The sequence below is a fragment of the Protaetiibacter mangrovi genome (assembly GCF_024752305.1).
GTDB classification, from domain to species: Bacteria; Actinomycetota; Actinomycetes; order Actinomycetales; family Microbacteriaceae; genus Homoserinibacter; species Homoserinibacter mangrovi.
In genome coordinates, this window is record NZ_JANTHX010000005.1 from 155,901 (window position 1) to 171,011 (window position 15,111).

Here is a 15,111-nt window from a genome sequence, read left to right on the forward strand (position 1 = left end):
TGTCTGGGTAGGGGAGGATTCCAGTCTACCGGGCTCGCCTACACTGGGCCGGTGGCCTGGTTCCGTCGTCGCTCGCGTCCGCGCCCGGGGACCCTGCATGTGGCCCCGCGGTCGGAGGCGGTCGCCGTCGCCCGCGTGGAGCTGCGCGAGCTCGCCCCGTCTCCCGCCCGATTCCTCGGCCAGACCGCGTATCTGACGCTCGTGCTGTTCGAGAACCTCGGGCGCGCCGTCACCACCGCCCCCTCCACCGACGCCAAGTCGCGCCTCGCGCGTGCCGCAGCCGAGATGCTGCGGATGCACGAGGGCCTCGCGGCGGAGCTCACCCGCCTCGGCGTCGACCCCGCCGTCGAGATGGAGCCGTTCCGGGTGCCGCTGGACGAGTACCAGCGCCGAACCAAGGGCGCCGACTGGTACGAGATCCTCGTGACCTGCTACCTCACGAACGGCTTCCTGCTCGACTTCTTCGCGGGCCTCGCCGCCGGGCTGCCGGACGACCTCGACGACCGCTCGGCCGAGCTGCTGCAGAGCCGCGACGGCGAGGACGTGCTCGTCGAGGAGCTGCGGCTCGCCATCGAGGAGAACCCGCGCCTCGCCTCGCGTCTGGCGATGTGGGGGCGTCGTCTCGTCGGCGACACGATGCTGGTGGCGCGCCTCGCGATCGAGCAGCATCCGACCGTCTCGGTGGAGGAGCGCGTCGACCCGGTGTTCACCGAGCTCATCGCGGCCCACACCCGCCGCATGGACAAGCTCGGCCTCACCGCGTAGCGCTCGCTGCAGCCGCATCCGCGGTCGACGCCGGTCCCGGTCGGGTTCTCGGTCCGGTCTCGTTCTCCCAAATCAAGGATCCCGGCAACCCGAATCAAGGAGTCGGTGTGAGCCGAGTCGACGGGAGTGGCGGATGTCGCCCCAGAGCGAGGCGCGTTCCTTGACTCGGGTTGCGCATCTCCTTGATTCGGGATGCCGACGGACTCGAGCGGGATCCGTGCCGACGGGTGGCGGAACCGGCGGGCGACCTCGAGGCGGCCGCCGCGCGGGCGCGCAGCGCCTAGAGGCGGCCGCCTGTGAGGGAGTGCAGCGCGCGGGCGTCGGCGGCGTCGCGGGCTCGCGGCAGCAGCACGGCGACGAGCAGGTCGACGACGATCCCGGCGGTGATCGAGACGGTCCAGATCCAGCCGCCGTCGAACGGCCAGCCGAACCAGACCAGCACGGCCCAGACGCCCGCGGTCAGCGCCGCCCCCACCGCGGGGAGCAGGGCGAGGCCGTACGAGCGGCGTCCCGGCACGAGGTAGCGCAGGATCGCGCCGATGCCCGCGCCGATGAAGGTGACGAAGACGATCTCCACGCGAGGATCCTATGCGGCCCGGGCGCTACGCGACGAAGCCGACGCGACGGGACTCGCCGCCGCCGATCTCGATGTAGGCGAGTGCGGCGACCGGCACGACGTAGAGCTTGCCCTTGTCGTCGGTGAGGCTCAGGAACTTCGCGTCCGAGTCGAGCGCCGCGGCGACGGTCTTCTCGACCTCTGCGGCGGTCTGCGCGCTCTCGAACGAGAGCTCGCGGGCGGTGTTGGCGATACCGATGCGAATGTCCACGTGTCGAGCGTAGAGGATGCCGGAGGCGGCGTCGGGAGCGTTCACCGTGGGCGGAAACCGGCGCCCTGATGCGGTGTCGCAGCGGCCCGATACGGTAGCGGCATGCCCGGTACCCGCTTCGGCGTCGACGCGCCCGCGAGCGACGACGAGGTCGTGCTCGACACCTCGCAGGCCGCCGTCGTCGCCCTGCCGGACGACGCATCCGCGGCCGTGCTGGGTGCACCCGGCACGGGCAAGACCACGACCCTCGTCGAGCTCGTCGCCGATCGCGTCGCGCGCGGGTGGCGGCCCGAGCAGCTGCTCGTGCTCGCGCCGTCGCGCGCCTCGGCCGCCCGACTCCGCGACCGGCTGGCGCGCCGCATCGGCGTGCCCACCGACGGGCCCCTCGCGCGCACCGTCGCGTCGCTCGCCTTCGAGGTGGTGGGGGCTGCGGCGCGCGCCGCGGGGCGCCCCGCACCCCGGCTGCTGACCGGCACCGAGCAGGACGCCGACATCGCCGCCTACCTCGCCGGCCACCTCGCCGACGGCACCGGCCCCCGGTGGCCCGATCCGCTCGTGCCCGAGGTGCGGGGCCTGCGCGGCTTCCGCAGCGAGCTGCGCGAGTTCATGGCTCGCGCGAGCGAGCACGGCGCCGACGCCGCGGGCGTGGCGCGGCTCGCGCGCGAGGCGGGGCGCCCGGACTGGGCGGCGGCCGCCGAGTTCATGCGCGAGTACGCGGCGCTGCAGGCGCAGAACCGTCCCGACCAGTTCGACGCCGCCGAGCTCGTGGGGTTCGCGGTGCGCGCCATCCGCGAGGGCGGTGCGGACGACCGCATCTCGGCCCTGCGTCTCGTGCTCGTCGACGATCTGCAGGAGGCGACGGAGTCGACCATGGCGGTGCTCCGCGCGCTCGCGGAGCGGGGTGTCGCGATCATCGCCTTCGGCGACCCGGACGTCGCCGCCAACGCGTTCCGCGGCGGCGAGGCGGATGCCGTCGGCCGCTTCTCGGCGGCGCTCGGCCTCGCCGCGGGCGACCGGCTCGTGCTCGGCACCGTGCACCGCGGGGGTGCGCAGCTGCGCGCCCTCGTCTCGCGCACGGTGGAGCGCATCGGCACCGCGGCCGCGGGTCCGCAGCGTCGAGCCTCCCCGCCGGAGACCGGCGACGCGTCGGCCGACCGCCCTCCGGTGGCGACCATCCGCGCCACCACCCCCGCCCGGCAGGCGGCGGCGATCGCCCGCGTGCTGCGCGAGGAGCATCTGCTGCACGGCGCGCCGTGGTCGAGCCTCGTCGTCGTGGTGCGGTCGGGTGCGCAGATCCCGGCGATCGCGCGCGCCCTGTCGCGCGCCGAGGTTCCGACGCGCACGACGGGTCGCGGCACCCCGCTGCGCGACGACCCCGCCCCCCGCGCGCTGCTCGCGCTCGTCGAGGTGGGCATCGGCCGACGCGAGCTCGACGCCGAGGTCGCCGCCGAGCTGCTCACGGGGCCCTACGGCGGCCTCGACCCGCTGGGGCTCCGCCGCCTGCGGCTGGCGCTGCGCCACGAGGAGCTCGCGGGCGGCGGCATCCGGCCGGGTGCGGAGCTGGTCGTCGACGCCCTCGCCGCTCCCGGCCGCCTCGCGACGATCGAGGGGCGCGCGGCGCGGCGGGCCGCCCGTCTCGCCGAGACCCTCGCCGTGCTGCGCGACGCCGCGACCACGGCGACCATCGAGGAGCTGCTGTGGACGGCGTGGGAGCGCAGCGGGGTCGCCGAGCGCTGGCGTCGGCAGGCCCTCGGCGCCGGCATCGAGGCCGCCGAGGCCAATCGCGACCTCGACGGAGTGGTGGCGCTGTTCGCGGCCGCCCAGCGCTTCGTCGAGCAGCGCCCCACCGAGGGGGCGCTCGAGTTCCTCGAGCACGTGCTCGACTCCGACATCGCCGACGACCTGCTCGCCCCGACCCGTGCCGAGGAGGCCGTGCTCGTCGCGACCCCGTCGGCCCTCGTGGGGCTCGAGTTCCGCACGGTCGTGGTGGCCGCCCTGCAGGACGGTGCCTGGCCGAACCTGCGGCCGCGGGGCTCGCTGCTCGCTCCGCAGCGCCTCGTGCGCGCGCTCGAGGGCCGCGACATCGCCGCCATCGACGAGCGCAAGCTCGTGCTCGACGACGAGCTGCGCATGTTCGCGCTCGCGGTGTCGCGCGCCTCCGAGCGCGTCGTGCTCGCCGCGGTTGACAACGACGACGAGACGGCGAGCGTGCTGTTCTCGCTCGCCCCGGATGCCGAGGAGCTGCTGCGCCCGGGCGATCCGACGGCCTCCCGGCTGAGCACCGCACCGCTCACCCTGCGGGGGCTGACGGGCATGCTGCGCCGCGAGCTCGTGGCGCCGCGCGCGCCGCGCGACCGGGGCGAGGCGGCATCCGTGCTCGCGCGGTTCGCCGAGGCCGGGGTGCCGGGTGCGGATCCCGACGAGTGGCTCGGCATGCGCGAGCCCTCGACCGATCGGCCCCTGTTCGCCGACGAGCCGGTGCCGGTGTCGCCGTCGCAGCTCGCGAACGTCGAGGAGTCGCCGCTGGACTGGGCGGTGTCGCGACTCGCGGGGGGCGGCTCGTCGATCGCGATGAGCGTCGGCACGATCGTGCACTGGGCGATGGAGACCGCCGAGTCGCCGGATGTCGAGGCGCTGTGGGCGCAGGTCGAGCGCCGCTGGCCGGAGCTGCCGTTCGACGCCGCGTGGATCGCCGAGTTCCAACGGCGCGCGACGCTCGCGCTCGTGCGGGCCCTCTCCGAGTACCTGCGCGACTTCGCGGCCGCCGGCAAGCAGCTCGTCGCGGCGGAGGGGCGCTTCCGCTTCCCCCTGGTCGACGACGTGCTCGTCTCGGGCAGCATCGACCGCGTCGAGCTCGCCCCCACGGGCGAGGTGGTCATCGTCGACCTCAAGACGGGGAGCCCCGAGACGAAGCAGGCCGTCATCGACGTGCACCCGCAGCTCGCCACCTACCAGCTCGCCTACCGTGAGGGGGTGCTCGACGCGTTCCTGGCGCCGCACGGCCCGCACCGGGCGGGGGGCGCGAAGCTCGTGTTCGTCAAGCAGGGCGTGAACGGCAAGCTCTACCGCGAGGGGGTGCAGCTCGTGCTCGACGACGCGGCGCTCGACGGGTTCCGGGAGCGCATCCTCTCGGCCTCCCGCCTGATGGCCGCCGCGAGCTTCGAGGGCCCGCGCGAGGCACGGGAGTTCCGCGGCAAGCCGGTGCCCGAGTCGCTGCTCCCCCGGGTGCCGGAGGTGACCCATGACTGAGGTCGGTCCCGTGTCGGCGCGCCGGATCGCCGAGGCGCTCGCCGAGGTGCAGAGCGAGCCGGTGCGCTACCCGACGCCCGAGCAGCAGGCCGTCATCGAGGCGGATCCGCGCGAGCCGGCGCTCGTCGTCGCGGGGGCCGGGTCGGGCAAGACCGAGACGATGGCGAACCGCGTGCTCTGGCTCGTCGCCAACGGACACGTGAAGCCGGCGGAGGTGCTCGGCCTCACCTTCACCCGCAAGGCGGCGGGCGAGCTCGCGGAGCGCATCCGGGTGCGCCTCGGCGAGCTGCACGCGGCGGGCCTCGCGCCCGACGACCACGACCTGTTCGACGCCCCCGAGATCTCGACCTACAACTCCTTCGCGAGCGCCGTCTTCCGCGACAACGCGCTCGTGCTCGGGCGCGACGGCGACGGGGTCGTGCTGGGCGAGGCCGCCGCCTGGCAGCTCGCCCGCTCGGTCGTCGTGCGCAGCACGGACGAGCGCCTCGAGACGCTCGACAAGCGGCTCGACCGGGTCGTGGAGGCGACGCTGCAGATCGCCCGCGGCATCGCCGACAACGACGCCGATCCCGAGCGGGTGCGCGCCCTCGGGCGGCGCTTCGCCGCGATGTCCGAGCTGCCGCTCGGCGGCCGCGGGGAGTACGCCGACGCGCTGGATCAGATGGACGAGATCGCGCAGCTCGAGCTGCTCGTCGACCTGGCGGCGGCCTACGACCGCGCCAAGCGCGACCGGGGTGCCGTCGACTACGCCGACCAGGTGGTGCTCGCCCTGCACGCCGTGCGCGCCCGGCCCGATGCCGTCGACGAGCTGCGGTCCCGCTTCCGGGTCGTGCTGCTCGACGAGTACCAGGACACCTCGGTCGTGCAGACCGAGCTGCTCGCCGAGCTCTTCGCGGGCACGCCGGTCACGGCGGTGGGCGACCCCAACCAGTCGATCTACGGATGGCGCGGGGCGAGCGCGGCGAACCTGCGGGAGTTCCGGCCGCGCTTCCGTCGGCGCGACGGCGGCCCCGCCGACCGTTTCACCCTCGCGACGAGCTGGCGCAACGGCACGCGCATCCTCGACGCGGCCAACACGCTCGTCGGGGCCGACGCGGGGGAGGGTGCCGAGGTGCCCACGCTCTCGCCCCGTCCGGGCGCGAGCGGCTTCGCGGTCGACACCGCGTACCCCGAGACGGTCGCCGACGAGGCGACCGCGGTCGCGACGTGGCTGCGGTCGCGGCTCGACGTGGCGGCGCGGGAGTCCGGCCGGCCGGCATCCGCAGCCCTGCTGCTGCGGGCGCGCAAGACCCAGCCCGTCTTCCTGGAGGCGATGCGCGCGGCCGGCGTTCCGTATCACGTGCTCGGCGTCGGCGGGCTGCTCGCCGAGCCCGAGATCGCCGACCTGGTGAGCGCGCTGCGGGTGCTCGACGACCCGGATGCCGGACTCGAGCTGCTGCGGCTGCTGGCGGGGGTGCGCTGGCGCATCGGGGTGGCCGATCTCGACGTGCTGCACGAGGTGGCGGGCTGGCTCGCCCGTCACGACGGCGCCGAGAGCGGCATCCTGTCCGACGAGGTGCAGGAGCGGCTGCGCGCCTCGGTGGCGGGCGACGACACCGGCTCGATCGTCGACGCCCTCGAGTTCGTCGGGCGTGCCGCCGAGGGTCATCGCGCTCTGGCTGATTTCAGCCCGGAGGGCCTCGCCCGCCTGCGCGCCGCGGCGGACACCTTCGACCGGCTCCGTGCGCGCACCGGGCTCGAGCTCCCCGACCTGCTCGTCTTCACGGCCCACGAGCTGCGGCTCGACATCGAGGTCGCCGCCAACGAGACCCGCACGGCGGGCGAGGCGAACCTCGACGCGCTGCTCGACGCACTGTCGGGCTACCTCGCGATCGCCGAGACGGCGACGCTCGGCGGGTTCCTCGCCTGGCTGCGCGAGGCGGAGCAGCGGGAGGATCTCACGCCCCGCCCCGAGGACCCGGAGCCCGGCACCGTGCAGGTGCTCACCATCCACGGCGCGAAGGGCCTGGAGTGGGATCTGGTGGCCGTGCCGCGATGGGTGGAGGGCGAGCTGCCCGCCGCCCCCGTGGAGGGATACGGCGGCTGGCTGGGGTTCGGTCGCTTCCCGTGGCCGGAACGCGGCGACAGCGCCCAGCTGCCGCGCCTCGACCTCGACGCCGTCGACAGCCGCAAGGCGTTCGTCGACGAGGTGAAGCGGTTCCGGGCCGAGGTGGTCGAGCACTACCGCGCCGAGGAGCGCCGCCTCGCGTACGTGGCCGTCACCCGGGCACGCGACCGCCTGCTGGTCACCGGTTCGTTCTGGGGCGGGCAGCTGCGCCCGCGTACGCCGAGCGGTTTCCTGCTCGAGCTCGCGCAGGCGGGGGTCGTCGACGCCCCGCCGCCGGCCTCGTCGAGCGAGGAGCCGCCCGCCGGCGGCGAGGCGCAGTCGACCCGCTGGCCGAACGACCCCTTCGGCACCCGCGCCGCGGCCGTGCACGCGGCGGCGGCGGCGGTCCGCGGTGCCCGTCCCGCGCTCGTCGGACCGTGGGCGCGCGAGGCGGAGCTGCTGCTGGAGGAGCGCGAGCGCCGCCGCACGCGCGAGGGCGTCGTGCCGCTTCCCGTGCGCATCCCCGCATCCGCGTTCAAGGACTACGTGACCGACCCGGATGCCGTGGCCGCGGAACTGCGCCGCCCCATGCCCGAGCGCCCCTACCGCGCGACGCGCCTCGGCACCCTCTTCCACTCGTGGGTCGAGGAGCGCTACGGCCGGATCGGCGGCTCGGACGAACTCGACGCCGCACCGTTCGAGCGCGACGACGACGGGGAGCTCGTCGACGCGGAGCGGCTGGCCGCGTTGCAGGCGACCTTCGAGCGGTCGCCGTGGGCCGAGCTGAAGCCGGTCGAGGTGGAGCGCGAGATCCACCTCCCGTTCGACGGGCGGGTGGTGATCTGCAAGATCGACGCCGTCTACCGGCACGGCGACCGCTTCGAGGTGGTCGACTGGAAGACCGGCAAGGCGCCCAAGGACGAGGCCGACCTCGAGCGCAAGCAGCTGCAGCTCGCCCTCTACCGGCTCGCGTACGCGCACTGGACGGGCATCGATCCGAGCCTCATCGACGCCGCCTTCTACTTCGTGGCCGATGACCGCGTCATCCGCCCCGAGCACATCGACACGGAGGCCGAGCTGCTCGGACGCTGGCGGGCGGCGTTCCCGGTCTGACGGCTAGCGCGCCGTGGCGTGGATGGCGTTCGCGAGCGCCTCGGCCGCCTCCCGCGCGGACCGGGGATTCGACAGCAGTGCGAAGTCGATCTCGCCGAGGCGCGGCAGGTCGAAGGTGCCGGTGACCTCGACGAGGTCGTCGGGGATGAGCACCCGGGGGAAGACCGCGACGCCGATGCCGGCGCGCAGCGCCGCGAGGGCGCCGTTCACCTCGCGCACGTTGCAGGTGATGCGCCAGGTGCGTCCCGCGGCCTCGAGCTCGTGGATGGCGGCGTCCCGGGACGGGCTGGGCGCCTGGTACGCGATGAGCGGCACGGTCGCATCCGGGTCGAGGCGCAGCGACCGGTGCGCCACCCAGACGAGTCGCTCGCGGCGCACGGTGCGCCCCTCGGTGCTGCCCGGCTGCTGCTTGACGTAGACCAGGTCGAGATGCCCCGCGTCGAGCCGGCGGGAGAGCTGCCCGCTCTGGCCGACGGTCAGCTCGAGGTTGATCTGCGGGTACAGCTGCCGGAAGTCGCGCAGCACCTGCGGCAGGTGGGTGAGGGCGAGGTCGTCGGCCGCGCCGAAACGCAGCCGCCCGCGCATCGCAGAGCCGACGAAGTAGGCCGCCGCCTCGTCGTGGGCCGCCAGGATGGTGCGCGCGAATCCGAGCATCGCGTCGCCGTTGTCGGTGAGGCGCACGGCGCGGGTGTCGCGGGCGACGAGCACGCGACCCGCCGCGTTCTCGAGCTTGCGCACCTGCTGGCTGACGGTCGGCTGGCTGATGCCCAGCAGCTGGGCGGCGCGGGTGAAGCTCGCGGTGTCGGCGACGGCGACGAAGGTGCGCAGCAGTGCGGGGTCGAACATCCGGATTCCTCCGCTCATTCGGTAATCGAATGGTAGTTATAGTCAGGATAAGTCGAGATAATGGGCGCGCCTGCCTAGCCTGGAGGACGTGTCATCCGCGCCGCCGCCCCCCGCATCCGGCGACGACTATCCCGTGCTGACCGAGCCGATCCCGGTGTTCGACCGCCGCCCGACCCTGCGCGAGAGCTTCGCCGCCCTCGCCGTCTTCAACTACCGCCTCTACCTGGGCGCCCTCATGCTGGGCAGCACCGGCGGATGGATGGCGCGCGTCGCGATCGACTGGCTCGTGCTGGAGCTGACAGGCGACGTGCGCCTCGTCGGGCTCGCCGTGGCGCTGCAGTTCGCGCCGACCCTGCTGCTCGGCGCCTGGGCCGGCGTGCTCTCGGATCGGCTGCCGCGTCGCTACGTGCTGCTGACCACCCAGGTGGTCGCGACGATCTCGAACGGCGTGCTCGCAGTGCTCGTGCTGAGCGGTGCGGTGCTCGTGTGGCAGGTGCTGCTGATCGCGGCCGTCACCGGGGTCGCGGGGGCGATCGAGGGCCCGAGCCGCTCCGCGTTCGTCTCGGAGATGGTCGGCACCCGGCGGTTGCGCGGGGCGATCAGCCTCAACGCGACGACCTTCCACCTCGGCGGCCTGCTCGGCCCGGCGATCTCGGGGGTGCTGATCGCCGCCCTCGGGTCCGGCTGGTCGATCGCCATCAACGCGGGGACGACGGCGATCGCCGTGCTCGCGATCTCGCTCATGCGCGGGCACGAGCTGGTGCCCACCCCGAAGCAGCCGCGCTCGCGCGGCCAGATCCGCGAGGCGATGCGCTACGCCTGGCGCAAGCCCGCCATCCGCTGGACCCTCGTGCTGCTCGCGGCCGTGTCGGTGTTCGGGATGAACCTGCCCGTGCTGCTCGCCGCCGCGGCGGACGACACCTACGGCACCGGCGCCACCGGGTACGGGCTCTACAACTCCCTGTGCGCGGGCGGTGCGTTCCTCGGCGCGATCCTCTCGTCGCGACGACGCAGTCTGCGGCTGCGCGACGTGGTCGGGTTCGCGCTGCTCTACGGGGGCATCACGATGCTGGCGGGCTGGGACGGCTGGTATCCCGTGTTCCTGTCGGCGCTCGTCGGCATCGGCGTGAGCCGGCTGCTCTTCGCGATGAGCGCCGAGGCGCTCACCCAGCTCTCGACGAACCCCGCGATCCGGGGGCGCGTGGTCTCGTTCTACATCATGGTGCTGATGGGCGGGCAGGCCGCGGGCGGCGTCGTGATGGGGGCGATCGCCGAGGCGTTCGGCGGCCGCGTCGCCTTCCTCGTGGCGGGCGCCGTGCCCGTCCTCGTGGCGGCGATCGTCGGCCTCGTGCTCGCCCGCCGCCACCAGCTGCGCATCCGCGTCGACCTGCGCCGCCCCCGCCGCCTCCTCACGATCGTCCGCGCATAGTCCCTCGACGCTTCGCGGAGGCGCGGGATCGTTTCGCGGACGCATGCCCCCGCGTGCCACCTTCGGTGGCGCGCTCCCGCCAGTCCCGATGCCAGCGTCCGCGAAACGATCCCGCACCTCCGCTTCGCTCGCGCCGCGCCAGCGCGGGCTGGACCCGAGCGGAGCGGGGGCGGGGATTCGCTTGCGGGGCGCTGGCATCGGGCCGGGCGGGAGCGCGCCGTCCAGGCGCGCGGGGGCATGCGCCGCGCAAGGGGATCCCCGTCGCCGCGAAGCGTCGAGGGGTACTACGAGACGCGCTCGGCGCGGTCGAGCAGCGCTTCCACTTCGTCGACCGCGAGGATCGGCAGGGTCGGCGGCGAGATCGACTCGGTCGCGTCGCCGAGGCGTTCGTCGACGAGCCGCGACAGCATCGTGACCGCGTCGTCGACGATCGTGGTGTCGCGCTGCTCGGTTCCGTGCAGCAGCCAGCGGGCCACGTCGAGCTCGGAGAGCAGCGTGGCGCGTTGGCGCAGGCGGCGGTCGACGCTGCCGCGCACGCGGGTGTAGGCGTCGAAGACGGCGTCGGCGATGCCGTCGCGTCGGGTGCCGAGCGCCCAGTACAGGTCGCGCGCCGGGTCGTCGACGCGCAGCGCGTGCCAGCCGAGCACGCCCGTGACGTCGCCCGCGGAGGCGAGGAACGATCCGGCGCCGAGGTCGCCGTTGACGACCGCAGGCGTGTACTGCCACAGTCCCTGGTCTTCGCCGGCCTGCTCCCAGCGCTGCAGCAGTGCGGCGGGCACGAGCCCGGTGGCGGCGGCGCGGTCGACGATGGCGAGGGCCGCCCGGTGGGCGTCGACGGCCGTGCGCATGGGGAGTCCGGCGTCGGTGACGAGGCTGGTCGGGAGGGCGTGGAGGTGGGCGATGGCCTGGCCGATCGAGTCGGCGAGGGCGAGGTCGATCCCGGCGAGGGTCACCGGGGTGCCGTAGACGAACTCGGAGACGACGGCGCGCGTGCCGTCGACGGGTGTCTGGCCGGCGAAGGTGGTCACCTCGAACGGCAGTCGGGCGCGCACGCCCTGGCTGAGCGCCCGCAGCGCGACGAGGTCGGCGGACTGCTGCTGCTCGGCCCGTTCGGAGCGCGGCACGCGCACGATCCAGTGGCGTCCGTCGCGTCCGGTGATGACGGCCGCGTCGAAGTCCCCGCGCCCGGCGGAGCCGAACGGCGCGGCGCCCACGACGTCGAGCTCCGCGACGGCCGAGGTGGCGAGCGCCGCTAGAGTGAGGTGGGATCTGGCCATGGCGACAGGGTAGGTCTGCCCCGCCCCGGGCACCCGGCACGCCACGCCCGATGCGCGGTTCTCGCGGTGGGCTCACGGCCAGGATGGGATGGGATGAGCGCTTCGACCCGGCAGCCCGGCACCCCGTCCGGTCGCGCTCCGCTCGCGCCCGCCCTCTCGCGCTCCGACCTCGACCGCGACTACCTCTCGCGTGCGGGCGGCATCGAGGCGCTCGCCGAGGATCCGGCGACCCGCATCCTCGTCTTGCACGAGGGGCGCGCGCTCGGCACGCCGGAGGGGGCTCTCGCGCTCGTCGACCCGAGCGTCGTGGAGGTCGATCCCGAGGCAGCCGTCTTCCTCGGTCGCGCGCGCACCGCATCCGCCGACGTCGACGAGCGGGCGGCGGTGATCGCGGTGGTGGTGTCGGAGGCGGATGCCGTGCGCCTCGGCGCGCAGGGCAGCTGGCTCGATCTGCGGCGGGTGGGCGCACTGCTCGACCCCCGCGATGCGGGACTGTTCACGCAGGCGCTCGCGCTCGCGAACTGGCACCGGGCGGCGGCGTTCTCGCCGTCCACCGGTCAGCCGACGTCGGTCGCCCAGGCGGGCTGGGTGCGGGTCGATCCCGCGACGGGCCGCGAGCACTATCCGCGCACCGATCCCGCGGTGATCGTGGCGGTGCTCGACGACGACGACCGCATCCTGCTGGGCTCGAACGTCGAGTGGGACGCCGGGCGCTTCTCGTTGCTGGCGGGGTTCGTCGAGCCGGGGGAGTCGCTCGAGGCGGCGGTGATCCGCGAGATCTTCGAGGAGGCGGGGGTGGTGGTGGTGGACCCCGAGTACCGGGGGAGCCAGCCGTGGCCGTTCCCCGCCTCCCTGATGCTCGGTTTCGAGGCGCGGATCGCGCCGGGCTCGGCGACCGAGCCGCGCCCGGACGGCACCGAGCTGCGGGAGCTGCGGTGGTTCACGCGCGAGCAGCTGGCATCCGAGGCCGCCGCGGGCACGGTGCTGCTGCCGGGCGGCGCGTCGATCGCGCGCGCGATCATCGAGGACTGGTTCGGCGGGCCGATCGTGGTGTCGCGGTGAGCGAGCTGCTCGACGGTCTCGACGAGCAGCAGCGCGAGGCCGCCACGCGCCTGCTGGGGCCGGTGTGCATCCTGGCGGGTGCCGGCACCGGCAAGACCCGCACGCTCACGCACCGCATCGCGCACGGCGTCGCGACGGGCGTCTACGCGCCGGATCGCGTCATGGCGCTCACCTTCACGACCCGTGCCGCGGGCGAGCTGCGCGGGCGGCTGCGCGCCCTCGGCGCCGGCGGGGTCGCGGCGCGCACCTTCCACTCGGCGGCGCTCGCCCAGCTGAGCTTCTTCTGGCCGCAGCTGGTCGGCGGGCGCACCCCCGAGGTGCTGCCCGGGAAGGCGCGCCTGCTCGGCCAGGCCGCGGAGTCGCTGCGGATGCGGGTCGATTCGGCGGTGCTGCGCGACGTCGCGGCCGAGATCGAGTGGCGCAAGGTGCGACGCATCCCGTTGGAGGAATACGGCCGGATCGCGGTCTCCCGGGCCCTTCCGCCCGGCCTCGGGGTCGGCGGGGTGGTCGAGCTGCAGCAGCGCTACGAGGATCTGAAGGACGAGCAGCGGCGCATCGACTTCGAGGACGTGCTGCTCGTGACGGCCGGCATGCTCGACGCGGAGCGCCGCGTCGCCGAGCAGGTGCGCGAGCAGTACCGCTTCTTCGTGGTCGACGAGTACCAGGACGTGTCGCCCCTGCAGCAGGAGCTGCTCGAGCTGTGGCTGGGGCCCCGCACCGACCTGTGCGTGGTGGGCGACGCGTCCCAGACGATCTACTCGTTCGCCGGGGCCTCGAGCGAGTACCTGCTCGGCTTCGCGAGCCGGTACCCGGATGCGACCGAGGTGCGGCTGCAGCGCAACCACCGCTCGACTCCCGCGATCCTCGCGGCCGCGAACCGGCTCATGCGGGGTCGCCCGGGCGCGCTCGAGCTGGTCGCCGCCGACGGCGACGCGGCGTCGGCGGAGCCGACCGTGACCCGCTGGGACTCCGACGCCGACGAGGCAGGCGGGGTCGCGGAGGCGGTGGCCGCCCAGCTCGCGGCCGGTGTCGCGCCGGAGCGGATCGCCGTGCTCTACCGCGTCAACGCGCAGGGCGGGGTGCTCGAGAAGGCGCTCGCCGACCGCGGCATCAGCTCGAGGCAGCAGGGCGGTACGCGCTTCTTCGAGCTCGACGTGGTGCGGCGCGCGGTGCTCGAGCTGACGAGCCTCTCGCGCACCGGGTCGCCCAAGGGCCTCTACGAGACGGTCGCGGATGTCGCGCTGTCGATCGGCTGGACGGTTCAGCCGCCCGACAGCCAGGGCGCGGTGCGGGAGCGCTGGGAGGCGCTGAACGCGCTCGTCGAGCTGGCGGATCAGGCGTCCGAGGGCACGACCCTGGCCGAGTTCGTGGCCGAGCTGCAGGAGCGCCAGAGCAGCAGGCACGAGCCGACCATGGCGTCCGTGGCGCTGTCCACCCTGCACGGCGCGAAGGGCCTCGAGTGGGACCACGTGCACGTGGTCGGGCTGAGCGAGGGACTGCTGCCGATCTCGCACGCCCGCGGTTTCGAGGCGATCGACGAGGAGCGGCGGCTGCTCTACGTGGGGCTCACGCGCGCGCGGCGGACGCTCGCGCTGCACTGGTCGGCGGAGGGTCTGCGCTCCCGTCCCCGGGAGCCCAGTCGGTTCCTGGCGGAGCTGCGCAGCGGCACTCCGGGTGCGGGGCGACGACCCGCTCCGTGATCTCGGCGCCGTCGCCGGCGATGCGGATGCGACGGCCGGCGTCGGCGACCCCGTCGAGCGCGGCCACGACGACGCGCGCCGCGATCGCGAGTGCGCTCGCGGTGCGCACGGGGTGCGTGGCGGGCGGCCGGAGGCCGGTCAACTGCGCGGCGATGGCCGGCCAGGCGGGGTCGGCGTCGCGCTCGTGGAGGGCGGTGCAGTGCAGGCACGCGGACTCACCCGGCGTGACCAGGGGGCCGACGGTGATCGCCGTGTCGCCGGTGATGATCGGAAGATGCGGGATGTCGCGCTGCAGCCACCCGCGATGGTCGGCGGGGGTGACGATGCGGTCGGCGACGAGCACCACGAGGGCCGGCGCCGTCGGGTCGTCGGTGCGCACGCCGAGCTCGTCGAGCAGCCGCGCGAGGGAGCGGGCGGTCGGGGTGTCGCCGAGGACGAGGGCCTTGCGGGCGGATGCGGCATCCGGGTTCTCGGGCAGCAGGCACGGGCGCAGGGTCTCGAGCAGGCGGTCGCGCTGGCGTTCGGTCACCTTGTGGGTGCCCGCCAGCATCCGATATCCCGACGCCGACACCCCGGCGGCGAGCACCGACACGAGGCGCTCCACACCGGGGGTGACCTCGGGCAGCACCGTCACCACCGGGTCGACGCCGAACTGCAGCGTCTGCGGGTCGCGCCAGACGAGGGGGATCGCGGGGTCGAGGCGCAGCACCATGCGCCCACCCTGCCGGGCGCGGCGCGGCCGGGTCGTGCGCTGTCC

Annotated in this window: 10 protein-coding genes; 6 read left to right on the top strand and 4 right to left on the bottom strand. The window is 74.6% G+C overall.

Going from position 1 to position 15,111, the window contains the following annotated elements:
- Positions 1-51: 51 nt before the first annotated feature.
- Entirely contained in the window at positions 52-765 is a 714-nt protein-coding gene (locus tag NUH29_RS05590) for a ferritin-like fold-containing protein (protein ID WP_258798042.1), read from the top strand.
- Between the two features lie 280 nt (positions 766-1,045).
- On the opposite strand, the gene NUH29_RS05595 is transcribed toward NUH29_RS05590, so the two are convergent.
- Together NUH29_RS05595 and NUH29_RS05600 are read right to left on the bottom strand one after the other, a co-directional pair.
- On the bottom strand, positions 1,046-1,342 hold the full coding sequence (locus NUH29_RS05595; RefSeq protein ID WP_258798043.1) for a hypothetical protein: 297 nt from the start codon (positions 1,340-1,342) through the stop codon (positions 1,046-1,048).
- A gap of 25 nt (positions 1,343-1,367) precedes the next feature.
- A complete protein-coding gene (locus tag NUH29_RS05600; RefSeq protein ID WP_258798044.1) occupies positions 1,368-1,592 on the bottom strand; it encodes a DUF3107 domain-containing protein in 225 nt (74 codons plus the stop codon).
- Positions 1,593-1,694: 102 nt separating this feature from the next.
- On the opposite strand from NUH29_RS05600, the gene NUH29_RS05605 reads away from it, so the two are divergent.
- Complete coding sequence (locus NUH29_RS05605; RefSeq protein WP_258798045.1) at positions 1,695-4,841, top strand: ATP-dependent DNA helicase; 3,147 nt, start codon at positions 1,695-1,697, stop codon at positions 4,839-4,841.
- A complete protein-coding gene (locus tag NUH29_RS05610) occupies positions 4,834-8,040 on the top strand; it encodes an ATP-dependent helicase (protein ID WP_258798047.1) in 3,207 nt (1,068 codons plus the stop codon). Before NUH29_RS05605 ends, NUH29_RS05610 begins: the two co-directional genes overlap by 8 nt.
- Positions 8,041-8,043: 3 nt before the next feature.
- Here NUH29_RS05610 and NUH29_RS05615 read toward each other — a convergent pair whose 3' ends face one another.
- Positions 8,044-8,886: a LysR substrate-binding domain-containing protein gene (locus NUH29_RS05615; protein ID WP_258798048.1), complete on the bottom strand. Its 843-nt coding sequence runs from the start codon at positions 8,884-8,886 to the stop codon at positions 8,044-8,046.
- 88 nt (positions 8,887-8,974) lie between these two features.
- On the opposite strand from NUH29_RS05615, the gene NUH29_RS05620 reads away from it, so the two are divergent.
- On the top strand, positions 8,975-10,315 hold the full coding sequence (locus tag NUH29_RS05620) for an MFS transporter (RefSeq protein ID WP_258798049.1): 1,341 nt from the start codon (positions 8,975-8,977) through the stop codon (positions 10,313-10,315).
- Positions 10,316-10,599: 284 nt separating this feature from the next.
- Here NUH29_RS05620 and NUH29_RS05625 read toward each other — a convergent pair whose 3' ends face one another.
- Positions 10,600-11,592 (bottom strand): phosphotransferase, encoded by a 993-nt coding sequence (locus NUH29_RS05625; protein ID WP_258798050.1) that lies wholly within the window; start codon positions 11,590-11,592, stop codon positions 10,600-10,602.
- 93 nt (positions 11,593-11,685) lie between these two features.
- On the opposite strand from NUH29_RS05625, the gene nudC reads away from it, so the two are divergent.
- Positions 11,686-12,654 (top strand): NAD(+) diphosphatase, encoded by a 969-nt coding sequence (gene nudC, locus NUH29_RS05630; protein WP_258798051.1) that lies wholly within the window; start codon positions 11,686-11,688, stop codon positions 12,652-12,654.
- Complete coding sequence (locus tag NUH29_RS05635; RefSeq protein WP_258798052.1) at positions 12,651-14,354, top strand: ATP-dependent helicase; 1,704 nt, start codon at positions 12,651-12,653, stop codon at positions 14,352-14,354. The genes nudC and NUH29_RS05635 overlap by 4 nt, the downstream gene beginning before the upstream one ends.
- The last annotated feature ends 757 nt before the right edge of the window (positions 14,355-15,111 follow it).